The following is a 21,878-nucleotide window of genomic DNA, read 5'->3' on the forward strand; positions in this document are numbered from 1 at the left end:
CTAGAGCAGTTTCGTCGCCAGTTAGGTACTTTACTCGACTATATCAATGTCAAGACCAGAAGGATGGCGCGGTTTCTTCGAGCCGCGGCCCGCGACGAAAAGGCGCGATCTTCTCGGTCAGGCCGGTGCGGTCGGAAATAGTGACGCCGACGCCGCACAATGTCGCCGGTCCGGTCGCCGCCTCGAAGCGGCCTTTCGGCACTTTCGACAGGAAGCGGTTGAGCGGCTCTTCCTTGTCCATGCCGAGCGAGGAATCATAGTCGCCGCACATGCCGGCATCGGACATGTAGCCGGTGCCGCCGTTGAGGATCTGGTGGTCGGCCGTCGGCTGGTGCGTATGGGTGCCGATGACGAGGCTGGCGCGGCCGTCGACGAAATGCGCGAAGCACATTTTCTCCGAGGTCGCTTCGGCATGGAAGTCGATGACCACGGCATCGGCCTGCTCGCCCAGCGGACAGGCGGCCAGCTCGCGCTCGCCGGCCTGGAACGGATCGTCGAGCTCGGGATGCATGAACACCCGGCCCATGATGTTGGCGACCAGCACGCGCGCGCCGTTTTTGGCGATATAGACGCCGGAACCGCGCCCCGGCGTGCCCTTGGGGAAGTTGGACGGGCGCAAGAAGCGCTCCTCGCGCGGCGCGAAGACCAGTGCGTCGCGCTGGTCCCAGACATGGTTGCCGGTGGTGACGACATCGGCACCGGCGGCGATGGTGTCGCGAAAAATGTCTTCGGTGATGCCGAAGCCGCCGGCGGCGTTCTCGCCATTGACGATGACGAAGTCGAGTTTGAAATCCGAGATCAGGCCGGGCAGTTGTTCCCACACCGCCGTACGTCCCGATTTGCCCACCATGTCGCCGAGGAAGAGAAGTCTCATCCCCACTTCTATCCAGAGGCACGGACGCTAGGCAAGCGCTACCCGGGCGATTGGCGCTAACGCCGGCCGAAAGTACCACGCTGCTGTTGAGACGGCTTTGCGCTCGCGCCCGCGACGCGAACTGCCGAAGGCATCATTGGTGACGCCGGCGGTGCGGCGCGTCCGCGCAGCCAGAAGAACCAGACGTAGAAACCAGTGAACCCACCAGTAGCGGCCAGGAGCAACAGCCCGCCGCGCCAGCCCTTCATCGCCGCGGTATCGAGGATAGATGGATTGGCAGGGTTGTAATACAACTTCACCGCGTCGCCTTGGACGCCGTGTAGAGGCCGATGTCCTTTCCCTTGCCGGACCACGTCATCGGTGCATCGTTCGCGACATAGGTGACAGCGACGTTGATGCCTTTCGCGGTGAGGCCATTACCCTGGGCTTCGCTGTAGGAACTGACATCCGTCACTGTGGCAACCGTCTGATGCCAGGCGAACTGGTGGTGCAGGGCCGTTCCGGAAATGTGCAATGCCATCGCGAACAGCGTTACCGCGATGAGGACGAACGGCATCAGCAGGAAGCGTGCGAAGACAAACATGATGGCCGCCATCGGCTCGGACTGTGTTGCCGGAATACTATCCGGCACGTCTTGGAAACGCGTTAAGCGGGATCGCGGTCTTTTAAGCGATGTCGAAGCGGCGCAAACCGCTCTCGGTCAGTATTTCCGGGATGATGACGTCGTGCGCCTCATCCGGCACCAGACCCACCTCCTGGCAATCGAAAGCGATGCCGATCAGTCGTGGCGGCTGGCCCTTGTCGATCAGCCTGGCGATGGCGCGGTCGTAATAGCCGGCGCCATACCCGATGCGATGACCGCGGCTGTCGAAGGCCGCGAGCGGCACCAGCATCACCGCGGGATCGAGAACCTCGGCCTCCGCATGCGGACCGACCGTGCCAAAACCCATCTCGACCATCGGCGCGCCGCGCACCAGTTCGCGAAAGACGATGGTGGTCTTGTCGAGGATGGCCGGCAGGCAAAGCCTGGCCCCGTTCTCGCGCAAGGCGAACATCAGCGGCCTGACGTCGACTTCCGATCGCATCGGCCAGAAAGCTGAAACGATCTGACCCGGCTCGATGGCGAGGTGGTCGCGCGCCGTCTCGGCCATTTCAAGCGCGATCTCCACCCGCCACAGCGGATCGAGCGCATCGCGACGGCCGAGTGCCTCGAGGCGCAACTGCTTTTTCAGGTCTTTGGGAGATGTCATGCGCGGCCGATAGAAAAGGTCGGATCTGGGTGACGTTTCATGAGCGACGTTTTCTACCACATCATCCGCCAAACTGGGCGGATAGAGGTAAGTGACGATCCACACAACCGGTGGAGAGAGCGATCCCGGGAACCTACAAAGTAGGTGGGCGCCGTATGAGAAAACCCACGGGTCTTCCCAGGGACAGCTCCCTAAGGATCGTTAAGGCCCCGGGGAAAATGTTCTCCTGCCGGGAAGCGCAGACCGCCAAGCCCAATATAGGCGGCTGGTCGGTCAAGCGCTAGTGACATGAGCCGATGTTTCGATTTCGATCTCACACGCTTTGGTCGCAGCCGGCTCGCCCTTGCACAGGTCAAGCAGCGTCCTTACGCTCGCGCTGACCAACCGAGGAGCAAGTATGCGTTTCGAAGGCACGGCGGCCTATGTCGCCGACAAGGATCTGATGGTGGCGGTGAACGCCGCGATCGCGCTGGAGCGGCCGTTGCTGGTCAAGGGCGAGCCGGGCACCGGCAAGACCGAGCTTGCCCGCCAGGTGGCATCGGCGCTCGGCCTCGACCTGATCGAATGGCACGTCAAGTCGACCACCCGTGCGCAGCAGGGACTGTATGAATATGATGCTGTCTCGCGGCTGCGCGACAGCCAGCTCGGCGATGCCAGGTTCAACGACATCAAAAACTACATCAAGCGCGGCAAGCTCTGGCACGCCTTCGCGGCCGGTAAGAAGGTCGTGCTGTTGATCGACGAGATCGACAAGGCCGATATCGAATTCCCCAACGACCTGCTGCAGGAACTCGACCGGATGGAGTTCTTCGTCTACGAAACCGGCGAAACGATCCGCGCCGCTGTGCGCCCCATCGTCATCATCACTTCCAACAATGAGAAGGAACTGCCCGACGCCTTCCTGCGCCGGTGCTTCTTCCACTACATCCGCTTTCCCGATGTCGACACGCTGCACAAAATCGTCGACGTGCACTATCCCGGCATAAAGCAGAATTTGGTGCGTGCTGCCCTGACCCAGTTCTACGAGATCCGCGACGTGCAGGGGTTGAAGAAGAAGCCGTCGACCTCCGAGGCGCTCGACTGGATCCGCCTGCTGGTCGCCGACGACATCGCACCCGAGGATCTGCGCGCCGACCCCAGGAACGCGCTGCCGAAACTGCACGGCGCGCTGCTGAAGAACGAGCAGGACGTGCATCTGTTTGAGCGCCTTGCTTTCATGGCCAGGCGGCAGGGATAAGGATCGTCGGGCGGGCTGAGCGCTATGAGCGGGCTTCGGCCGATCACTCGGCCGCCGCAAGCCCTGTCTCCTGCGGCGCGACGCGCTTCGGCCCGAAGATGGCGAAGCCGATGACCGACAGGGCGAGAACGCCGATCCCGCAATAGAGCATGACCCAGCCGAAACCGTTGACCAGGGCGGCATGCACGATGGCGCCGGATGGGTCGAGGGCTGCGAGCTTCGGCGTCCCCTGCGCAAGGCCCTCCAGATTGCCGGTGGCGACCCTTTCCGCCAGTGCCCGCAACTCATCCGGCTCCAAAGCCGCGCCGAGTGTGGCCCGCAGGTGGGAAACGATACCTTGCGTCAGCAGCAGGCCGAGCACCGCGATGTTGATGGCAAGCGTGATCAGGCGTGCGCTGATGTCGATGCCGGACGCCATGCCGGCGCGATCCGGCGATACCGCGCCGGTCGTGGTGTTTGTGGTCGGCGAATTGGTGAGACCGATGCCGATGCCGGCAATCAGCGTGCCCGGCAGCATGGTCAGCCAGGTGGCGCCCTCGAGCCTGGAGCCGATCCACATGGCGATGAAACCGATCCCTAGCGTCAGCAGACCGAGCGGGATGGCAATTCGTGCCTGATAGCGCGCGCGAATGCGCTCGGCGATCGGCGGCATCACCATGAAGGGCAGCGTGTAGACGAGCAATAGCAGGCCGGTCGTCGTGCTGTCGTAGCCGAGAACGCCGGAATAATAGATCGGCAGATAGATGATGAACGGCCAGTAGCTGAAATTCATGCCGATGGCGCCCATGATCGCGCCGGAAAACTGGCGGATGCGGAACACGGAGAAATCGAACATCGGATAGGGATTGACCCTCTCGGCCACAAGGAAAGCGATGAACGCAGCCACGGAGGCTGATATCACGCCGATGCGGGCGCTGGTCCCGAGATCCGCACCCTGCGTAATCAGATAGGAGAAGCCGAACACCGCCGCCGACAGCGTCAGCATGCCGGCCCAGTCGAGCTTCTGGGCGTTGTGATCGCGCGATTGCGTGACACCGGCGCCGATAAAGGCGAGCGCCAGGAGCGCCAGCGGCACGTGGATGAGGAACACCCATTGCCAGTTCGACAGCGCCACGATCAAGCCACCGATGGCGGGACCGAAACCAAGCCCGATGCCTGAGACGACGCTCCAGGCAACAAAAGCCTTGCCGCGTTCGCGGCCGTCCTGGAACTGATGCGACAGCACGGCGACGCTGCAGGTCAGCATCGCGCCGCCGGCGAGGCCTTGCAGGAAGCGGGCGGCGATCAGCAGCGCCGCACTCGGAGCCAGGCCGCACAGCAGCGAGGCGAGGCCGAAGGCGACGGTGGTGATCACCATCACGCTCTTGCGGCCGAAACGGTCGGCCAATGTCCCCGTCGCCATCAGCACCGTGGTGCAGGCAATGGTGTAGGCGTTCATGATCCATTGCAGGTCTTTGAAATCGGCGGCGAGCACGCTTTCGAGTTTCGGCAGGATCATCGGCACGCTGGAGATTTCGAGCCCGAACAAGAGCGACGCCAAGCACACGCCGGTGAGCGCGATGGTGTTTCGTTGAATTGGCATATCGATCTCTTTCCATCCGAGTATGAGGCGCTCTTCAAACCGCGACCAGTTTGACATAGAGGAGACTTGACCATGAAAAAAGACTATGCTCGGCTATATCAGAAATGACAAAATCGAATAGTTGGCCAATGGAGTGCTGCGATGACCAGTCTTGATGTGGACGCCGTACGAACCTTTGTGATGGTGGCCGATCTGCAGAGCTTCACCCAGGCGGCATCGGCGCTGGGCAGCACGCAGGCGACGATCAGCGTCAAGCTGCGCCGCCTTGAGGAGAAGCTCGGCGCGCGATTGATCGAAAGAACGCCGCGCCGCGTCAGCCTGTCGGCACGAGGCGCCGTCTTCCTCCCCGCCGCGCGTGACTTCCTTGCCGCGCACGAGCGCGCCATGGCGGAGTTTGCGTCAGCACCGTGCCGGCTTGCGCTCGGCTTTGTCGATCATGCCGCCGGTCCGGCGCTGTCCATTCTGATTGCCCAGCTCCATGCGCACGATCCATCGCTGACGCTCAGTTTGAGGATCGACACCAGCACGGTGCTCAAGGAAGCTTTCGATCACGGCGAGCTCGACGCAGTCATCGTGCACCGCGAAGGCGACAGCCGTCCTGGCCGGACCTTGTCGCGCAACCACTATGGCTGGTTCGCCGCACCTTCCTTCGAGTGGCAGCGCGGAACGCCGTTGCGCCTCGCGCTCTTAAGCACCGTGTGCAACTGTCCGGATCGTGTGCGGGCGCTCGAGGCGCTGGACAAAGCAGGCATCGCCTGGGAGGAGGCCTTCGTCGGCGGCGGCGGCGCGGCCGTCAACATTGCGATATCGGCGGGCTTTGCCGTTTCGGCGCTGGCTCACTGCGTCGCTCCGCCCGGCCTGATCGAGGTTGGCCGCAAGCTCGGCCTGCCGTCGCTTGACCCCTCCGAAGTGGTCCTGCATTCGCACAATCTGGCGCCGCGGGCGCGTGACGCGCTGCAAATGCTGGCGACCGCATTTCGCGAGTACAATTCGCCGGTGGATTAGGCGATGGTGTTTCCGATCTGATTCCGCCGGAATCCGATAAGGCCTTCGAGGAACCGAAATGACCGAGATCACCGTCCGCCCGCTGGCGCTGGCCGACCATGCCGACTGGCGGCGGCTGTGGACTGCCTACCTCACCTTCTACGAGACCAAGCTGCCGGACGAGGTCTACGACATCACCTGGAAACGACTGTTCACGGAAGGTGAATTCGAACCGAAGGGGTTTATCGCCACGCTCGACGGCAAGGCGGTCGGCCTGACCCATTATCTCTATCACCGCTCCGGCTGGTCGGAGAAAAACAACTGCTACCTGCAGGACCTGTTCGCAGACCCTGATGTGCGCGGCAAGGGCATCGGTGCGGCCCTCATTGAAGCGGTCAAGCAGGAAGCCGGCAAGATCGGCGTCAAGAACGTCTATTGGATGACCCACGAAACCAACGCCACAGCGCGCAAGCTCTACGACCATGTCGCGCGGCGGACAGGTTTTATCGAGTATGATCTGCTATGATGCGAGCGCGGTCGAAATAACGCGGAAGGAGCCGAATGATCCGCTATGTCGGAATCCTGGATGGCAGTGACGGCGTTTGGGGAGTGCGGATGCCCGATCTCGCCGGCTGCCACGGGGCCGGCGCAAACCCGGCGGAAGCGATAGCCGATGCCGCCTCGGCTATGCGCGAATGGGCGGAAGCCCGCATCGCAAAGCACTTGCCCATGCCCAACCCACGACTGTGGCAAATCTTCTGCAATCCGGCGAAATCGACAGTGCCCGTGGCGACTCCGCCGTGACCGTTCGGCATAGATAACGGCAAACCATGTTCCTCCCCTTCTTTCTCGAACTAAAGGCCGCGCGCGTTCCCGTTTCGCTCAGGGAATATCTGTCGCTGCTGGAAGGGCTGGAGGCCGGGCTGGTCGACTATGACGTCGAGGGTTTTTACTACCTCGCCCGCGCCGCGCTTGTGAAGGACGAACGCCATATCGACCGCTTCGACCAGGTGTTTGCGCATGTCTTCAAGGGGATCGAGGCGCTCACCGGCCCCGATGCCGTCGGTGTCGCCAACATCCCTGAGGAATGGCTGCGCCGGCTCGCCGAAAAGCACCTGACCGAGGAAGAGAAGAAACTGATCGAGGCGCTCGGCGGTTTCGACAAGCTGATGGAGACACTGAAGCAGCGGCTGGAGGAGCAGAAAGGCCGCCACCAGGGCGGCTCGAAATGGATCGGCACCGGCGGCACTTCGCCTTTCGGCGCCTATGGCTACAATCCCGAAGGCGTGCGCATCGGCCAGCATGAAAGCCGCAATCGCCGTGCGGTGAAAGTCTGGGACAAGCGCGAGTTCAAAAATTTCGACGACGCCGTCGAGCTCGGCACCCGCAACATCAAGGTGGCGCTGAAGCGCCTGCGTCGCTGGGTGCGCGAGGGTGCGGAGGAAGAGTTCGACCTGCCCGGCACCATCCATGCCACCGCCGAGCACGGCTATCTCGATGTGCAGACGCGCCCCGAACGGCGCAACGCCGTGAAGCTCTTGATGTTCTTCGATGTCGGCGGCTCGATGGACGACCACATCAAAAGCGTCGAGGAGCTGTTTTCGGCCGCCCGCGCCGAATTCCGCCAGCTCGAATATTTTTACTTCCACAACTGCCTTTACGAGGGCGTCTGGAAGGACAATCGGCGCAGGCATGCCGAGACCATCCCGACCTTCGATCTGCTTCACAAATACGGCCCCGACTACAAGGTGATCGTCGTCGGCGATGCCTCGATGAGCCCTTACGAGATCGCGCATCCCGGCGGTTCGGTCGAGCATTGGAACCCGGAAGCCGGCAGTGTCTGGCTTGGCCGCCTCATCCAGCAATGGCCGAATGCGGTCTGGCTGAACCCCGAAAACCAGAAAAACTGGGGCTTCACCCATTCGATCGCGATGATCCGCGATCTCTTCGGCGGCCGCATGTTCCCACTGACGCTGGCCGGGTTGGAAGCCGCGACGAAGCAGCTCTCACGCAAGCATTGATATGAGAGGAAAACCGATGACCTGCTTTCTTTGCCCGCAATGCGGCGTCCAGTTCGCGGCAACGCAGACCCCTCCAGAAAATTGCCCGATCTGCGAGGACGAGCGGCAATATGTGCGCTGGGAAGGCCAGGCCTGGATCACTGGGGAAGAACTCTCTGCCGGGCATAGGCTTGTGATGAAGGACGATGCCGGCGTTCTCGCTTTCGGCATCGAGCCGCGCTTTGCTATCGGCCAGCGGGCGCTGCTGGCGCAGACGCCGCACGGCAATGTGCTGTGGGATTGCATCTCGATGGTGAGCGACGAGGCGGTAGCCGAAATCAACCGTCGCGGCGGCCTGGCCGCGATCGCCATTTCGCACTGCCACTATTATTCGGTGATGGTCGAGTGGAGCGAGGCGTTTGGCGGCGTGCCGATCTATCTCCATGCCGACGACCGCCAGTGGATTATGCGGCCGCACAACGCCATCGTCAGCTGGGCGGGCGAGACGCTGGCCATAAACCCGTCGCTGACACTCGTGCGTTGCGGTGGCCATTTTGCCGGCGGCCAGGTGCTGCATTGGAAACGCGATGACGGTAACGCCCTGCTGTCCGGCGACATATTGCAGGTGACGCCGACGCGTCGCCATGTCAGCTTCATGTACAGCTATCCGAACTACATTCCGCTCAATGCGCCGGCCGTGCGACGCATCGCGGCGGCACTTGAGCCTTTCGAATTCGACGACATCTACGGCGCGTGGTGGCAGCAGAACATCATCGGCGACGCAAGAACGGCATTTCATGCGTCGATCGCCCGCTATCTTCAGGCGATTGGGTAGGAGCTCGGCTGAAAATGCGAGCAAAACACGTAACAAACGCCTATCTCTAAGCGAATATAGCTTGCAACCAACAACAAGCCGCCAAGGCTGAGGAGATCAAATGGACACCCACACCTACCCTGTCACCCGCACCGACGCCGAATGGCGCGCCCGCCTGACGCCCGAGCAATATGCGGTCATGCGCGGCCATGGCACCGAACGGCCCGGAAGCTGCGCGCTGCTCTACGAAAAGCGCGCCGGCACCTTTTCCTGCGTCGGCTGCGACCAGCCGCTGTTCGAATCCAAGCTCAAGTTCGAGAGCGGCACCGGCTGGCCGAGCTTCAATGATCCGGTGCCCGGTTCGGTCGAAAACACCGTCGACCGCAGCTACGGCATGGTCCGCACCGAATGCCACTGCGCCCGCTGCGGCAGCCATCTCGGCCATGTCTTCGAGGACGGCCCGCCGCCGACCGGCCTGCGCTATTGCATCAACGGCGTGGCGCTGAAATTCGAGCCGGCGGCTTAAGCCGCGGCTTGACCACCATCTTCAAAGGGCGGCTTCGGCCGCCCTTTTTCGTGTCAATCTTCTCAGACAACCACCACCAGGATCAGCCAAAGCGTAGCCCCGAGGGTCATCAACGAAGCCTTGGCGCCACTGGATTTTTCCGTGGTTCGCCAGACGGCAAAGGTCAGAAAGATGTTGTAGGGCACGGGCGCGAAATGCACCGCCAGGACGACGGCGAGCGGCAGCTTCAAGCCGAGCAGAATGAGCGCGGCCACCGACGAGGTGATGTTGATCGCCGTGCCGACAAGGACTAGATCGCGCCAGAACAACCGCTCGACCGGAACCGCGCCTTGCCAGCGCGAGCCGAAGAAGGATCCGATGCTTTGCACCAACACCTGATAGCTATCCCTCTCCCAGCACGTCGGTGACGGCGCGCTCGAAGCGCGAGCATTCCGTCACCAGCCAGTCGGCCATGGCCGGCCAGTTGTCCTCGGCATAGCAGTTCACCCGCCACATCGAATTGGTGCCGAGGGCCTCGCAGCTCTGCTCCGGCCTGAGCTTCAGCCTGTCTTCGATTGCCGGTTGGAACGGCTTCAGCCGCGACCAGACCCCGGTCGCGCCGAACTTCTCGTTACGGCCGAAAAAGACGCCAACTTGGCTTTGCGCCGGCGCGACATACATGGACAGGACCAGAGCGAAGTCGGGCAGCCCGCGCTGCCAGAACCAGGGTCCGCGCCGCGCCATGGAAGCGCGTTCCTCCGGATGCCGTTCGGCGAACAGCGCCCAGAAGCTGCGTTGGCGGAATTCAGAGGCGCGGCGGGCGCCGAAGTCGAATTCGCTCATGGTTCGATGCCCGTTCCAGCATCATTCCTTGGCCCGAGACTGTTTCGAAATTCGCTCCGGCGATATCAGCCGGAGTAGAATTTCCAGACAGCCTTACACCATGCCGAGCGCGGCCTTGTAGAGATCGAGGATGGTTTCCTCTTCCTGGCGCTCGGCCTGGTCCTTCTTGCGCAGCCGGATGATCGACCGCATCGCCTTGGTGTCGAAGCCGGTGCCCTTGGCCTCGGCGAACACTTCCTTGATGTCGTCGGCGATGGTCTTCTTTTCTTCCTCGAGCCGCTCGATGCGCTCGATGAAGGCGCGCAACTGGCCGGCGGCAACAGTCTGGCTGGTATCTGTGATGTCGTCGGCCATGTTTTTTCTCCGCTACTTTTTAAGCACCGCGATTCTGGGCGGTAAATTGGGAGCGGGTTCGATGCCCGAGCAGGCGCGGCGGGTCAAGCCATTATCGGCGCTTCGTGAACGGCTGCTGCCAGCCGTCCCCAGTGTGATGGATCCGCGCGTCAGCCAAACGCGATCAACAGATCCTTCGCATCGATCTGATCGCCGGCCTTGACCAGCACTTCGGCCACTGTGCCGTCGCGCTCGGCATGCAGGGCCGTCTCCATCTTCATGGCTTCGATCGACAACAGCACGTCGCCGGCCTTGACCGCTTGGCCGGCGGCAACCGAAAGGGCGGAGACCACGCCCGGCATCGGCGCGCCGACATGCGCCTCGTTGCCGGGCTCGGCCTTGCGCCGAGCCTTGGCCGCCGAGGCGCCATGCGCCCTGTCCGGCACCCGGACACGGCGCGGCTGGCCGTTGAGCTCGAAGAACACGGTGACCATGCCCTTCTCATCGACGTCGCCGATCGCAAGGCAGCGCACTACAAGCGTCTTGCCTTTTTCGATGTCCAGGAAGATCTCGTCTTCGGACTTCATGCCGTAGAAATAGGTCGGCGTCGGCAGCACACTGACCGGCCCGTAGGTTTCCTGCGCGGCGGCGAAGTCGGTGAACACCTTCGGATACATCAGCCAGGAGGCGAATTCGTACTCCGAGAGCTTGCGCTCCAGCTTCTGCTCGATCTCCTTGCGGCTGGCCTTGAGGTCGGCTGGCTTGAGCAGCGAGCCCGGGCGCTCGGTGATCGGCTTGCTTTCCTTCAGTGCCTTCTTCTGCAGCTTCGCAGGCCAGCCGCCGGGCGACTGGCCGAGATCGCCGCGCAGCATCGAGACGACCGAGTCCGGGAAGGCGATGTCCTTGGCTGGGTTTTCGACGTCGGCAACGGTCAGATCCTGGCTCACCATCATCAGCGCCATGTCGCCGACCACCTTGGACGACGGCGTCACCTTGACGATGTCACCGAACATCAAATTGACGTCGTGATAGGCTTGTGCCACCTCGTGCCAACGCGTTTCCAGCCCCAGCGAACGCGCCTGTTCCTTGAGGTTGGTGAACTGGCCGCCCGGCATTTCGTGCAGATAGACTTCCGAGGCTGGCCCCTTGAGGTCGCTTTCGAAGGCGGCATACTGGTTGCGCACCGCTTCCCAGTAGAAGGAGATTTTGCGGATCCATTGCGGATCGAGGCCGGGATCGCGCTCGGTTCCCTTCAGCGCCTCGACGATCGAGCCCAGGCAAGGCTGCGAGGTGTTGCCGGAGAAGGAATCCATCGCCGCGTCGATGGCGTCGACGCCGCTTTCCACGCCGGCCAGCACCGTCGCCGCCGACAGGCCTGACGTGTCGTGGGTGTGGAAATGGATCGGCAGGTCGGTCGCCTCGCGCAGCGCCTTGAACAGCACGCGGGCGGCAGCCGGCTTCAAAAGCCCGGCCATGTCCTTGACGGCGATGATATGGGCGCCGGCTGCCTGCAATTCCTTCGCCAACCCGACATAGTATTTAAGGTCGTATTTGGCGCGCGCCGGATCGAGGATGTCGCCGGTGTAGCAGATCGCCGCTTCGACCAGCTTGCCCTCCGCGCCCACCGCGTCCATGGCGACGCGCATATTCTCGACCCAGTTCAGGCAGTCGAAGACGCGGAACAGGTCGACCCCACCGGCCGCTGCCTGGCTGACGAAATGTTGCACGACATTGTCGGGATAGTTGGTGTAGCCGACGCCATTGGCGCCGCGCAGAAGCATCTGCAGCAAAAGGTTGGGGGCCGCTTCGCGCACTTTGCTCAACCGCTCCCACGGATCCTCGGTGAGGAAGCGCATGGCGACGTCGAAGGTGGCGCCGCCCCAGCATTCCAGCGACAGCAGCCGCGGCAGCGCGCGCGCATAGGTACCGGCAATGCCGGCAATGTCATGCGTGCGCATGCGGGTGGCGAGCAGCGACTGGTGACCGTCGCGCATCGTCGTGTCGGTGACAAGCACCTCTTTTTGCTCACGCATCCAGGCAGCGAATTTCTCCGGCCCCAACGCGTCTAGCTTCTGCTTGCTGCCATCAGGCACATTGCCGTTGAGATAGGGCACGACAGGCGCTGCCGCATCGGTCTTGGGCATCGGTCGGCCGCGGGTTTCGGGATGGCCGTTGACGCTGACGTCGGCCAGATAGTTGAGCAGCTTGGTGGCGCGGTCCTGCCGCTTCACCTGCGCGAACAGCTCCGGCGTCGTGTCGATGAACCTGGTCGTGTAGGAATTGTCGGCGAAGCGCGGGTGGTTGATGATTGCCTCGAGGAAGGTGAGGTTGGTGGCCACGCCGCGGATGCGGAACTCGCGCAGGGCCCGATTCATGCGGGCGATCGCCTCGGCCGGTGTCGGCGCCCAGGCAGTCACCTTCTCCAGCAGCGGATCGTAGAAGCGGGTGATGACCGCGCCCGAATAGGCGGTGCCGCCGTCGAGGCGGATGCCGAAACCGGCGGCTTCGCGATAAGCGGTGATGCGGCCGTAGTCCGGAATGAAACTATGCTCCGGATCCTCGGTAGTGATGCGGCACTGCAGCGCATGACCGTTCAGCCTGATGTCGGCCTGCGCCGGCACGCCCGACTCTTTCGTGCCGATGGCAAAGCCGTCCAGTATGTGGATCTGCGCCTTGACGATGTCGATGCCGGTCACCTGCTCGGTGACGGTGTGCTCGACCTGGATGCGCGGATTGACCTCGATGAAGTAGAATTTGCCGGTGTCGGCGTCCTGCAGGAATTCCACCGTACCGGCGCCGATATAGCTGGTCTCGCGCGCGATCTTGAGCGCATAGCCGCAAAGCTCCTGGCGCAATGCCTCGCTGAGATAGGGCGCCGGCGCCCGTTCGACGACCTTCTGGTTGCGGCGCTGGATCGAGCAGTCGCGCTCGAATAGATGTACAGCGTTGCCATGCGTGTCGCCGAGCACCTGGACCTCGACATGGCGAGCGCGCTCGATCAGCTTTTCGAGATAGACCTCGTCCTTGCCGAAGGCGGCCTTGGCCTCGCGCTTGCCTTCCATCACCTCGCGGGCGAGGTCGGCTTCCGCGCGGATGGCGCGCATGCCGCGCCCGCCGCCGCCCCATGATGCCTTGAGCATCACCGGATAGCCGACTGTCTTGGCGAGCTGCTTGACTGCTTCCATGTCGTCCGGCAGCGGTTCGGTTGCCGGCACCACCGGCACGCCGACCTCGATGGCCAGATTGCGCGCGGCGACCTTGTTGCCGAGCCGGCGCATCGTGTCGGGCTTCGGTCCGATGAAGGTGATGCCGGCCTCGGCGCAGGCATCTGCGAATTCAGGGCTTTCCGACAGAAGGCCATAGCCTGGATGGATGGCGTCGGCGCCGGACAGCCTGGCGACGCGGATCACTTCCTCGATCGACAGATAGCTTTCGATCGGCCCCATGTCCCTGGCCAGATGCGGCCCGCGCCCGACCTGGTAGCTTTCATCGGCCTTGAACCGATGCAGCGAATATTTGTCCTCCTCGGCCCAGATCGCCACGGTTTTGAGGCCGAGCTCGTTGGCCGCGCGAAAGACGCGGATGGCAATTTCGGACCGGTTGGCGACGAGGATCTTCGTGATGGCCAAGGAAGCAGGCTCCGGACAGGAGGGTGGGGCAGAGGCATGATTAACGCGAAAATGCTGCAGTGCAACCAAAATCGGGGAGAGGTTAAACCGATTTAAATGCGATTCTAGCACCACCGATCGAAAAGATGCGTGCGATTGGCGTCGCGAGCTGACGCTAATTGTCGTGCCCGCACAAATTCGACCCGGCTAGCGGCTTATCCAGCCACCCTCGCTGCGCCCTGTCACCAAAGAAAAATGCCCGGCGCGAGCGCCGGGCATTCCATAGAGCTGCGTTCCGAATTACGACTTCGGGAACCAGGAGATCTTGCCGTCCGGACCCTTCTTCCATTCGTACATGATGTAGCCCGGGAGCTTCGGATCGCCCTTCGCGTCATAGGCGAGATCGCCCAGAACGGTCTTGAACGGGCCCTTCTCGTGCAGCGCCTTGGCCACTTCCACGGGGTCGTTCGACTTGGCCACGGCAGCAGCCTCGGCGATCACCTGCATGGCGGCGTAGGAGTAGAGAGTGTAGGCTTCCGGCTCGAAGCCCTGAGCGCGGAACTTCTCGACTAGTGCCTTGTTCTCGGGGATCAGGCGCGGATCGGGACCGAAGGTGTTGAGCGTGCCGATAACCGCATCGCCGGCGATCGCAGCCAGCTCGTCGGTGACGATGCCGTCGCCCGACATCAGGGTAGCCTTGAGGCCCTGGTCCGCCGACTGGCGGATGATCAGGCCGGCTTCGGTATGCAGGCCGCCCCAATAGATCAGGGTAACACCGGCGTCCTTCATCTTGGCAATCAGCGCCGAGAAGTCCTTGTCGCCGACATTGACGCCTTCGTACATGACTTCGGTCAGGCCGGCTGCGTTCATCGCCTTCTTGGTCTCGTCGGCAAGGCCCTGACCATAGGGGGTCTTGTCGTGGATGACGGCAACCTTGGCGTCCTTGAAGTTGGTCGCGATATAGCCGCCGGCGATGCCGCCCTGCTGGTCATCGCGTCCGCAGGTGCGGAACACGTTCCACAGGCCGCGCTCGGTGAATTTCGGGTTGGTCGCCGCAGGCGTCACTTCGACGATGTTGTTGTCGACGTAGACTTCCTGCGAAACCGGGATCGAGACGCCCGAGTTGAAGTGGCCGATCACGAATTTCACGCCGTCGCCGACGAACTTGTTGCCGACCGAAATGCCCTGCTTCGGATCCGAGACGTCGTCGCCGACTTCGAGCTTGATCTGCTCGCCGTTCATGCCGCCTGCTGCGTTGATGTCGGCAACGGCCGCTTCCGCACCCTTCTGCAGCTGCGCACCGAAGGCCGCATTCGGACCGGTGATCGGACCTGCGACGCCGACGATAACGTCAGCCCATGCATTGCCACCGAACGCGACAAGCGCGGTCAGGGCAACGGCGGACAAAAGTGATTTCTTCATTTAAACGCTCCCATTTACGAGGTGGGCGTGGATGAAACTTTCATGCGATGCCCACCCTTATCGCAGAAAGCGTACTTTGCCGATTTTCAGGCCCTTGTCACGCCGATTCATCCCCGGAACGGCGTTAATGATGAACGTCAACCTTTCGGTTTCCAGCTTAAGATCGAAGCCCGTTCGTAAAGCCAATTATACTGCGTCACCATCTGGTTCGTACGCGTGTATTGATAGCCGACAAATCCCAATATCATGAGCACGATTGTGTCCACGACATAGTATTGCAGCGAAAACATCGTGCCGCCGAACAAGGCATGATGGATGAACCTGATGCCTATGCCGAGACCCAGCAGATAGGCGAACAGCGCCGGCAGGCTGCGCCATGTCTGGGCGCTGGCCTTGCCGGTCATCCATGCCGCCCAGCCGCCGAGCAGACAGGTGACGAAGAAGAACTGCCAGATGGAAGGTTCCTCGTGAAGAATGCCTTGCATGATGAAGACTCCCTAGCATGATCCCGAAAAGTTGCAGACTTTTCGGACAAAGGTCATGCGACAAACAAACAAGTTGGAGCGGAATACCGTATGCATACATTCCGCTCCAAAATCAGTGATGGCCGCCTTCGAGATAGGCCGCCCGCACTTCCGGATTGGCGAGCAATTCCTTGCCTGTGCCGCTCATGGTCACGTTGCCGTTGACCATGACATAGCCGCGCGTGGCGAGTTTGAGCGCGCCGAAGGCGTTCTGCTCGACCAGGAACACGGTCAGCCCTTGCGTGCGGTTCAGCTCGCGGATGGCATCGAAGATCTGCTTGACGATCAGCGGCGCCAGACCCAGCGACGGCTCGTCGAGCAACAGCAGCTTAGGCCGCGCCATCAGCGCACGTCCGATCGACAGCATCTGCTGCTCGCCGCCCGACAGCGTGCCGCCGCGCTGGGCAATGCGCTCCTTGAGGCGCGGGAACAGCGCGAACACCTTCTCAGCATCTTCGTCATAGTGCTTGAGATTGTCGAGACCGGCGCCCATCTGCAGGTTTTCCATCACCGTCATGCGCGGGAAAATGCGCCTGCCTTCCGGCGACTGCGCAATGCGCATGCGGGCGATCTCGTGCGTCGGCATCTGGGTGATGTCGGTGCCGGCGAAAGTGATTGAGCCGGCACGAGCGCGCGGCGCACCGAAGATGGTCATCATCAGCGTCGACTTGCCGGCACCGTTGGCACCGATCAGCGCGACGATCTCGCCCTGGTTGACGTGGACATCGACGCCGTTCAGCGCCTTGATGTTGCCGTAGTAGGTCTCGACGCCCTTGATGTCGAGGAGCGTTGTCTCGGCCATCACTTACGCCCTCCGCGCGGCTTGCCTGTCGGGGATTTGGTGGGCGCCGGCTTGGACTTGGCCGTTAGACGCTCGGACGGTGCTGTTGGCGCGGAGTTGGCTCTTGTATCGTATTGGGTGGCCTTTGAAGCACCCTTCGACACCGTGACCCGCTCGCCCTGGCTGTGCCCGATCGTGTCGCTTACCGGGCCGGCGAGATAGGAAGACGATGTGCCTGGTCCGTGAGCCGAATCCGGCCCGATGTCCAGCTGCTCGATGACGTCTTCATCGCCGACCTCGGTCAGCACCGTCTCGACCTCCTCGTCGTCGACGCCGAGATAGGCGGCGATGACGCGCGGGTCGGTACGCACCGATTGCGGGCTGCCGTCGGAAATCTTGCGGCCATATTCAAGCACCACGACATGGTCGGAAATCTGCATGACCACCGACATGTCATGTTCGATCAGCAGGATCGAGGTACTGCTCTTGATGTCCATCAGCAGCGAATTCAGCGCAGCCGACTCCTTCGGATTGAGACCGGCCGCAGGCTCGTCGAGGCACAGAAGTTCGGGCCCTGTGCACATGGCGCGCGCAATCTCGAGGCGCCGCTGCGCGCCATAGGGCAGGTCGCCGGCCGGATCGTCGGCGCGATCGACAAGATCGGCCTTCTCCAGCCAGTGCTTGGCAAGCTCCACCGATTCAGCCGAGGCTCTGCGGTAGCCGCCGATCCCGAACAGGCCCAGGATCGTATAGCCGGATGCCTTCATCAGCTTGTTGTGCTGGGCAACCAGCAGATTCTCCAGCAGCGTCATGCCCGAGAACAGGCGGATGTTCTGGAAGGTGCGCGCCACCTTGGCGCGCGCCGGGATCTCATGATTGGGCAGCCGTTCGAGCAGGAAGCTCGAGCCGTCGGCCCGGTTGAGCGTAATCATGCCTTCCGACGGCTTGTAGAAGCCGGTGATGCAATTGAAGACGGTGGTCTTGCCGGCGCCATTGGGTCCGATCAGAGCGGTGATCTCGCCGCGCTTGGCCTGGAACGACAGATCGCCGATGGCGATCAGGCCGCCGAACTTCATCGAAAGATGCTCGACCTGGAGGATGGCGTCTTTCATACCCGGATTGGTCTTCTGAATGGAGGTCGCGCTCATCAGCCGTGCCCTTCCTTGGTGAAGGAGGAGGAGACCGCTTTTCGTTCACTGAGGAAGGCCGTCGGTTCACGGCTGCCGACAAAGCCGCGCGGCTTCCACAGCATTACGATGACCATCGCCATGCCGAACAAAAGCATGCGGTAAAGCTCCGGCGTGAAATCTTTTCCGAAGACACTTTTCAGGAAATCGAGTTCGCGCAGTGCCTCGGTGCCGCCGATCATCACCAGCGCGGCGACCGCGATGCCGACCAGCGAGCCCATGCCGCCGAGCACCACGATGGCCAGGATGATCGCCGATTCCAGGAAGACGAAGGATTCAGGGCTGACGAAGCCTTGCCGTGCGGCGAAGAAGGCGCCGGCAAAACCGCCGAACATGGCGCCGGTGGCAAAGGCGGTGAGCTTGGTGGTGGTGGTGTTGATGCCAAGCGAGCGGCAGGCAATCTCGTCCTCGCGCAGCGCCTCCCAGGCGCGGCCGACAGGCATGCGCCTGAGCCTGATGGTGACGAAGGCGGTCAGCAGCGCCAGCCCGAGAATGAGATAGTAGAGGAAGATCTTGTAGTAGGCGCTTGACTGGGCGATGTGCAGCACCTTGCCGATATAGTTCGGGTCGGTCGAATTAAACGTCATCAGGCCGAAGAAGGTGACCTTCGGGATGCCGGAGATGCCGGCCGAGCCGTTGGTGACTTCACGCCAGTTGATCAGCACCAGGCGGATGATCTCGCCGAAGGCCAGCGTCACGATCGCCAGGTAATCGCCACGAAGCCTGAGCACCGGAAAGCCGAGCATAACGCCCCAGAAGGCGGCCATGGCGCCGGCGGCGGGCAGCAGGATCCAGAACGACAGGCCGTATTGCGAACCGAGCAACGCATAGGCATAGGCACCGACCGCGTAAAAGGCGACGTAGCCGAGATCGAGCAGGCCGGCGAGGCCGACGACGATGTTCAGCCCCCAGGCCAGCATCACATAGATCAGGATCTGGATGCCGAAATTGTCGACCCACTTCAACGAGCCCTGCAGGCCGCCGGTTATCGACCACGCGTAGATCGACAGCACCACGACGACGAGGATCGGGTATAGCACCAGCGCCGCAATCCCGAGCTTGGTGAAATTGGCGTGGATGAAGGAGCGGAAATAGAAGATCACGCAAGCGAGCGCGTAAATGACGGCCAATGCGCGCAGGAACTGAAGGTAGCCGGCCAGATCGGGTCCCACCAACACCGGCAGGGCGCTGCCGAACGCAACGAGGACAACCGCCAGCACAACGGCGACGATGAAGGCCGGAAGCAGGAAGAAGCGCGACGCGACGCTCGCCGGCAACAGGCCGGTGGCGACATTGGTGATCTTCTGATTGGCCATGAACGGCTGGCCATATGCAATGTAGAAGAAGCGGCCAAGCATGGTCAGCACGACCACGGTGATGAGCAGCAACCAGCGCTGCACCAGGATCAGCTGGTTGCTTATGTTCTGGTCGGTCTTCAGGCCGATGAAGAGAATGAACAACCCCAGCGAGATGGCGCCGGCATAGAACGCTTCGCGCAATGCACGCTGCACGGGGGAGGCGACGGTGTCGCGCTCCGAGGATACGGAAACCGCCATTGTCTCAGACCTTTTCGACTTCTGGCCGGCCCAAAATGCCGGAAGGCAGGAAGATCAGCACGATCGCCAGGATCGAGAACGCCGCGACGTCCTTGTAGTCGATCGAGAAATACGCCGACCACATGCTCTCGATGAAGCCGATCAAAAGCCCGCCAAGCACCGCGCCCGGCAGAGACCCGATGCCGCCGAGAACGGCCGCGGTGAAGGCCTTGACCCCCGGCACAAAGCCGTCGGAAAAGGCGATGACGCCGTAATACATCAGGAACAACGTGCCCGCGACGGCCGCAAGCGCTGCACCCATGATAAAGGTGATCGAGATCGTACGGTCGACATCGACACCGAGCAGCGCCGCCATCTTGCGGTCCTGCTCGCACGCCCTTTGCGCCCGGCCGAGGGAAGTCCTGTTGACCAGGTACCAGAACAGCGCCAGCAGCAGGGCGGTGACGACGACGATGATGATCTGCTTCAGCGACACGCTGATGCCGTTGATGTTGTAGACTTGGCTGACCATCGGCGGGATCGGCTTGTTGCGCGGACCTTGCGTCACCTGGATGAAGTTCGACAGCGCGATCGACATGCCGATGGCGGTGATCAGCGGCGCCAGCCGGAACGAACCGCGCAGCGGCCGGTAGGCCACCTTCTCGATCGTCCAGTTGTAGAGGCTGGTGAGCAGCATCGCCACGATCATCATGATCAGCAGCGCCAGGACGACCGGGACCGAATAGAACAAGGAGCCGAGGATGAGGAAGACAACGAGGGCGGCGAATGCCCCGACCATGAAAATGTCGCCGTGGGCGAAGTTGATCATGCCGATGATGCCGTAGACCATCGTGTAGCCGATTGCGATCAGCCCATAGATCGATCCCAGCGTCAGCCCATTGATAAGCTGCTGGACAAAGTACTGCATGTGTACATGGCTCCCCTGGAATGTCGCCCATGCAGACGCATTCCTTTTCGTATTTCCCCTAGTCGTAAAGTTTCGAGCCCGGATTGCAACGTGATTTTTCAAACGTCGAGCGTGTTTTGCCGGCACGCCTTCCGATTGCCCGTTTTTTTGCTCCCGACCCCTGGACTATCGCGGACCCTATCATTGGCATAACGCAATGTCTTTGACGATTCAGCCGGACCAGCGACCTCATTTCGAAGAAATCCCGGTCAAAATTAGGTGATGAGACGAATCTTTGCGTTGTTGGCGGGTTTCGTTTTTTAGCCACATTCCGTACTGACCAGCTGCAACATGGGTTACTTCCGACTATGGCGGTGGATGCCTCGCCCAACGCGCTAACCTTTCGCTGACTGGTTTCGCCAAGAGGTCCCGCTCTGGGTCCAAGTCTTCGTCTCGGTGGATGATCGGCAGCCTACCGTATCACTTAACCACAAAACCGTGCGCGAACGGATCGCGGTCGTCGATGAATATGGTGTTCAGGCCGGTCATCCGCGCCCAGCCGCCGATCGAGGGAATGATGGCCGGCTTGCCGGCAACAGTGACGTCCTTCTCGACCTTGCCCTTGAACAGCGAGCCGATGATCGATTCGTGGACAAAACTGTCGCCGGCCTTGAGCTTGCCCTTGGCATGGAGCTGCGCCATGCGCGCCGAGGTGCCGGTGCCGCAAGGTGAACGGTCGATCGCCTTGTCGCCATAGAAGACGGCGTTGCGTGCGTCGGCCCCCTCCACCGTCGGCTTGCCCGTCCACAGCATGTGGGACAGCCGGTTGATGCCGGGGTTTTCCGGATGCACGAACGAGTACTTCTCGTTAAGCCGCTGCCGCACCACAGGGCTCCAGGCGATGAAATCGCCGGCGGAATAATCAGCCATGTCGCGAAAATTCGCCTGCGGCTCGACGATGGCGTAGAAATTGCCGCCATAGGCGACATCGACAGTGATCTCGCCAAGCTGCGGGCAGTCGACCGTCAGTCCCTCGGCATAAAGGAAGGACGGTACATTGGTGATGCGCACCTCCTCGACATAGTCGCCGACCTGTTTGTATTCGGCGATAACCAGCCCGGCCGGTGTGTCGAGCCGGAGCACGCCGGGTGTCTTCGGCTTGATCAGCCCATGTTCGATGGCCATCGTCACCGTGCCGATCGTGCCGTGGCCGCACATCGGCAGGCAGCCCGACGTCTCGATGAACAGGATGGCTATGTCGCAATCCTCGCGCGTCGGCGGATAGAGGATCGAGCCCGACATGACGTCGTGGCCGCGTGGCTCGAACATCAGCCCGGTGCGGATCCAGTCATACTCCGCCAGGAAATGCGCCCGCCGCTCCATCATCGTCGAACCCTCGAGCAAGGGACCGCCGCCGGCGACCAGCCGCACCGGATTGCCGCAGGTATGGCCGTCGATGCAAAAGAAGGATTTTTTGGCCATGATTTCCTCG

Annotated in this window: 23 protein-coding genes and 1 other RNA gene; 7 read left to right on the forward strand and 17 right to left on the reverse strand. The window is 62.0% G+C overall.

Annotated elements, in window-relative coordinates:
- Nucleotides 1-49: 49 nt before the first annotated feature.
- From NKK50_RS21730 to ssrS, 5 genes are all read right to left on the reverse strand, one after another.
- A complete protein-coding gene (locus tag NKK50_RS21730) occupies nt 50-874 on the reverse strand; it encodes a TIGR00282 family metallophosphoesterase (RefSeq protein ID WP_023668734.1) in 825 nt (274 codons plus the stop codon).
- Between the two features lie 56 nt (nt 875-930).
- Nucleotides 931-1,173: a hypothetical protein gene (locus NKK50_RS21735; protein WP_155923592.1), complete on the reverse strand. Its 243-nt coding sequence runs from the start codon at nt 1,171-1,173 to the stop codon at nt 931-933.
- Nucleotides 1,170-1,469: a hypothetical protein gene (locus NKK50_RS21740; protein WP_023834631.1), complete on the reverse strand. Its 300-nt coding sequence runs from the start codon at nt 1,467-1,469 to the stop codon at nt 1,170-1,172. The genes NKK50_RS21735 and NKK50_RS21740 overlap by 4 nt, the downstream gene beginning before the upstream one ends.
- A gap of 70 nt (nt 1,470-1,539) precedes the next feature.
- A complete protein-coding gene (locus tag NKK50_RS21745) occupies nt 1,540-2,124 on the reverse strand; it encodes a 5-formyltetrahydrofolate cyclo-ligase (RefSeq protein ID WP_023698428.1) in 585 nt (194 codons plus the stop codon).
- Nucleotides 2,125-2,216: 92 nt separating this feature from the next.
- Nucleotides 2,217-2,372, reverse strand: a non-coding RNA gene (ssrS, locus tag NKK50_RS21750) — 6S RNA.
- Nucleotides 2,373-2,521: 149 nt separating this feature from the next.
- On the opposite strand from ssrS, the gene NKK50_RS21755 reads away from it, so the two are divergent.
- Complete coding sequence (locus NKK50_RS21755) at nt 2,522-3,361, forward strand: AAA family ATPase (RefSeq protein ID WP_023694573.1); 840 nt, start codon at nt 2,522-2,524, stop codon at nt 3,359-3,361.
- A 43-nt stretch (nt 3,362-3,404) separates the two neighbouring features.
- Here NKK50_RS21755 and NKK50_RS21760 read toward each other — a convergent pair whose 3' ends face one another.
- The gene (locus NKK50_RS21760; protein ID WP_023834630.1) at nt 3,405-4,943 is read right to left on the reverse strand and encodes an MFS transporter; all 1,539 of its coding nucleotides are present in this window, start codon (nt 4,941-4,943) and stop codon (nt 3,405-3,407) included.
- Nucleotides 4,944-5,084: 141 nt separating this feature from the next.
- Between NKK50_RS21760 and NKK50_RS21765 the strand changes: the two genes are divergently transcribed.
- From NKK50_RS21765 to msrB, 6 genes are all read left to right on the forward strand, one after another.
- Nucleotides 5,085-5,948 (forward strand): LysR family transcriptional regulator, encoded by an 864-nt coding sequence (locus NKK50_RS21765; protein WP_023824273.1) that lies wholly within the window; start codon nt 5,085-5,087, stop codon nt 5,946-5,948.
- A gap of 58 nt (nt 5,949-6,006) precedes the next feature.
- A complete protein-coding gene (locus tag NKK50_RS21770; protein WP_023668728.1) occupies nt 6,007-6,453 on the forward strand; it encodes a GNAT family N-acetyltransferase in 447 nt (148 codons plus the stop codon).
- 35 nt (nt 6,454-6,488) lie between these two features.
- Nucleotides 6,489-6,731 carry a type II toxin-antitoxin system HicB family antitoxin gene (locus NKK50_RS21775; RefSeq protein WP_031204429.1) on the forward strand — a complete coding sequence of 81 codons (243 nt, stop codon included), beginning with the start codon at nt 6,489-6,491 and terminating at the stop codon, nt 6,729-6,731.
- A gap of 26 nt (nt 6,732-6,757) precedes the next feature.
- Nucleotides 6,758-7,948 (forward strand): vWA domain-containing protein, encoded by a 1,191-nt coding sequence (locus NKK50_RS21780; RefSeq protein WP_023815246.1) that lies wholly within the window; start codon nt 6,758-6,760, stop codon nt 7,946-7,948.
- Nucleotides 7,949-7,964: 16 nt separating this feature from the next.
- Nucleotides 7,965-8,762 carry an MBL fold metallo-hydrolase gene (locus NKK50_RS21785; RefSeq protein WP_023704917.1) on the forward strand — a complete coding sequence of 266 codons (798 nt, stop codon included), beginning with the start codon at nt 7,965-7,967 and terminating at the stop codon, nt 8,760-8,762.
- A 100-nt stretch (nt 8,763-8,862) separates the two neighbouring features.
- Entirely contained in the window at nt 8,863-9,267 is a 405-nt protein-coding gene (gene msrB, locus NKK50_RS21790; RefSeq protein ID WP_013529102.1) for a peptide-methionine (R)-S-oxide reductase MsrB, read from the forward strand.
- A gap of 62 nt (nt 9,268-9,329) precedes the next feature.
- Here msrB and NKK50_RS21795 read toward each other — a convergent pair whose 3' ends face one another.
- The 11 genes from NKK50_RS21795 to NKK50_RS21845 all read right to left on the reverse strand — a co-directional run bounded on the left by NKK50_RS21795 (nt 9,330) and on the right by NKK50_RS21845 (nt 21,868).
- Nucleotides 9,330-9,641, reverse strand: a complete 312-nt coding sequence (locus NKK50_RS21795) for a hypothetical protein (RefSeq protein WP_031196451.1) — start codon at nt 9,639-9,641, stop codon at nt 9,330-9,332.
- Between the two features lie 7 nt (nt 9,642-9,648).
- Nucleotides 9,649-10,089, reverse strand: a complete 441-nt coding sequence (locus NKK50_RS21800) for a hypothetical protein (protein WP_352462247.1) — start codon at nt 10,087-10,089, stop codon at nt 9,649-9,651.
- A gap of 93 nt (nt 10,090-10,182) precedes the next feature.
- On the reverse strand, nt 10,183-10,443 hold the full coding sequence (locus NKK50_RS21805; protein ID WP_023668722.1) for a DUF2312 domain-containing protein: 261 nt from the start codon (nt 10,441-10,443) through the stop codon (nt 10,183-10,185).
- Nucleotides 10,444-10,592: 149 nt separating this feature from the next.
- Entirely contained in the window at nt 10,593-14,051 is a 3,459-nt protein-coding gene (gene pyc / locus NKK50_RS21810; RefSeq protein WP_352499925.1) for a pyruvate carboxylase, read from the reverse strand.
- A 279-nt stretch (nt 14,052-14,330) separates the two neighbouring features.
- The gene (locus NKK50_RS21815) at nt 14,331-15,452 is read right to left on the reverse strand and encodes a branched-chain amino acid ABC transporter substrate-binding protein (protein WP_023668720.1); all 1,122 of its coding nucleotides are present in this window, start codon (nt 15,450-15,452) and stop codon (nt 14,331-14,333) included.
- A gap of 137 nt (nt 15,453-15,589) precedes the next feature.
- On the reverse strand, nt 15,590-15,937 hold the full coding sequence (locus tag NKK50_RS21820; RefSeq protein ID WP_023668719.1) for a DUF6867 family protein: 348 nt from the start codon (nt 15,935-15,937) through the stop codon (nt 15,590-15,592).
- Between the two features lie 112 nt (nt 15,938-16,049).
- Complete coding sequence (locus NKK50_RS21825) at nt 16,050-16,778, reverse strand: ABC transporter ATP-binding protein (RefSeq protein ID WP_023668718.1); 729 nt, start codon at nt 16,776-16,778, stop codon at nt 16,050-16,052.
- The gene (locus NKK50_RS21830; RefSeq protein ID WP_502896561.1) at nt 16,778-17,905 is read right to left on the reverse strand and encodes an ABC transporter ATP-binding protein; all 1,128 of its coding nucleotides are present in this window, start codon (nt 17,903-17,905) and stop codon (nt 16,778-16,780) included. The genes NKK50_RS21825 and NKK50_RS21830 overlap by 1 nt, the downstream gene beginning before the upstream one ends.
- The gene (livM, locus tag NKK50_RS21835) at nt 17,905-19,500 is read right to left on the reverse strand and encodes a high-affinity branched-chain amino acid ABC transporter permease LivM (RefSeq protein WP_023668716.1); all 1,596 of its coding nucleotides are present in this window, start codon (nt 19,498-19,500) and stop codon (nt 17,905-17,907) included. The genes NKK50_RS21830 and livM overlap by 1 nt, the downstream gene beginning before the upstream one ends.
- A gap of 4 nt (nt 19,501-19,504) precedes the next feature.
- Nucleotides 19,505-20,407, reverse strand: coding sequence for a branched-chain amino acid ABC transporter permease (locus NKK50_RS21840; RefSeq protein ID WP_023668715.1), 903 nt, complete (start codon nt 20,405-20,407; stop codon nt 19,505-19,507).
- Nucleotides 20,408-20,866: 459 nt separating this feature from the next.
- Nucleotides 20,867-21,868 carry a 4-hydroxyproline epimerase gene (locus NKK50_RS21845; protein WP_023755542.1) on the reverse strand — a complete coding sequence of 334 codons (1,002 nt, stop codon included), beginning with the start codon at nt 21,866-21,868 and terminating at the stop codon, nt 20,867-20,869.
- Between the last annotated feature and the right edge of the window lie 10 nt (nt 21,869-21,878).

Origin of the sequence: Mesorhizobium sp. M0001 (assembly GCF_040324255.1) — a bacterium.
GTDB lineage: Bacteria > Pseudomonadota > Alphaproteobacteria > Rhizobiales > Rhizobiaceae > Mesorhizobium.

Excerpts from the sequence above, each read along its gene's own strand:
- NKK50_RS21805 (WP_023668722.1), bottom strand. The coding sequence starts at position 10,443 with ATGGCCGACGACATCACAGATACCAGCCAGACTGTTGCCGCCGGCCAG.
- NKK50_RS21840 (WP_023668715.1), bottom strand. The coding sequence starts at position 20,407 with ATGCAGTACTTTGTCCAGCAGCTTATCAATGGGCTGACGCTGGGATCG.
- NKK50_RS21740 (WP_023834631.1), bottom strand. The coding sequence starts at position 1,469 with ATGGCGGCCATCATGTTTGTCTTCGCACGCTTCCTGCTGATGCCGTTC.
- NKK50_RS21785 (WP_023704917.1), top strand. The coding sequence starts at position 7,965 with ATGACCTGCTTTCTTTGCCCGCAATGCGGCGTCCAGTTCGCGGCAACG.
- NKK50_RS21765 (WP_023824273.1), top strand. The coding sequence starts at position 5,085 with ATGACCAGTCTTGATGTGGACGCCGTACGAACCTTTGTGATGGTGGCC.
- NKK50_RS21800 (WP_352462247.1), bottom strand. The coding sequence starts at position 10,089 with ATGAGCGAATTCGACTTCGGCGCCCGCCGCGCCTCTGAATTCCGCCAA.
- NKK50_RS21830 (WP_502896561.1), bottom strand. The coding sequence starts at position 17,905 with ATGAGCGCGACCTCCATTCAGAAGACCAATCCGGGTATGAAAGACGCC.
- NKK50_RS21755 (WP_023694573.1), top strand. The coding sequence starts at position 2,522 with ATGCGTTTCGAAGGCACGGCGGCCTATGTCGCCGACAAGGATCTGATG.
- NKK50_RS21745 (WP_023698428.1), bottom strand. The coding sequence starts at position 2,124 with ATGACATCTCCCAAAGACCTGAAAAAGCAGTTGCGCCTCGAGGCACTC.
- NKK50_RS21815 (WP_023668720.1), bottom strand. The coding sequence starts at position 15,452 with ATGAAGAAATCACTTTTGTCCGCCGTTGCCCTGACCGCGCTTGTCGCG.
- NKK50_RS21820 (WP_023668719.1), bottom strand. The coding sequence starts at position 15,937 with ATGCAAGGCATTCTTCACGAGGAACCTTCCATCTGGCAGTTCTTCTTC.
- NKK50_RS21760 (WP_023834630.1), bottom strand. The coding sequence starts at position 4,943 with ATGCCAATTCAACGAAACACCATCGCGCTCACCGGCGTGTGCTTGGCG.
- NKK50_RS21845 (WP_023755542.1), bottom strand. The coding sequence starts at position 21,868 with ATGGCCAAAAAATCCTTCTTTTGCATCGACGGCCATACCTGCGGCAAT.
- NKK50_RS21730 (WP_023668734.1), bottom strand. The coding sequence starts at position 874 with ATGAGACTTCTCTTCCTCGGCGACATGGTGGGCAAATCGGGACGTACG.
- NKK50_RS21775 (WP_031204429.1), top strand. The coding sequence starts at position 6,489 with ATGATCCGCTATGTCGGAATCCTGGATGGCAGTGACGGCGTTTGGGGA.
- NKK50_RS21770 (WP_023668728.1), top strand. The coding sequence starts at position 6,007 with ATGACCGAGATCACCGTCCGCCCGCTGGCGCTGGCCGACCATGCCGAC.
- msrB (WP_013529102.1), top strand. The coding sequence starts at position 8,863 with ATGGACACCCACACCTACCCTGTCACCCGCACCGACGCCGAATGGCGC.
- NKK50_RS21825 (WP_023668718.1), bottom strand. The coding sequence starts at position 16,778 with ATGGCCGAGACAACGCTCCTCGACATCAAGGGCGTCGAGACCTACTAC.
- livM (WP_023668716.1), bottom strand. The coding sequence starts at position 19,500 with ATGGCGGTTTCCGTATCCTCGGAGCGCGACACCGTCGCCTCCCCCGTG.
- NKK50_RS21780 (WP_023815246.1), top strand. The coding sequence starts at position 6,758 with ATGTTCCTCCCCTTCTTTCTCGAACTAAAGGCCGCGCGCGTTCCCGTT.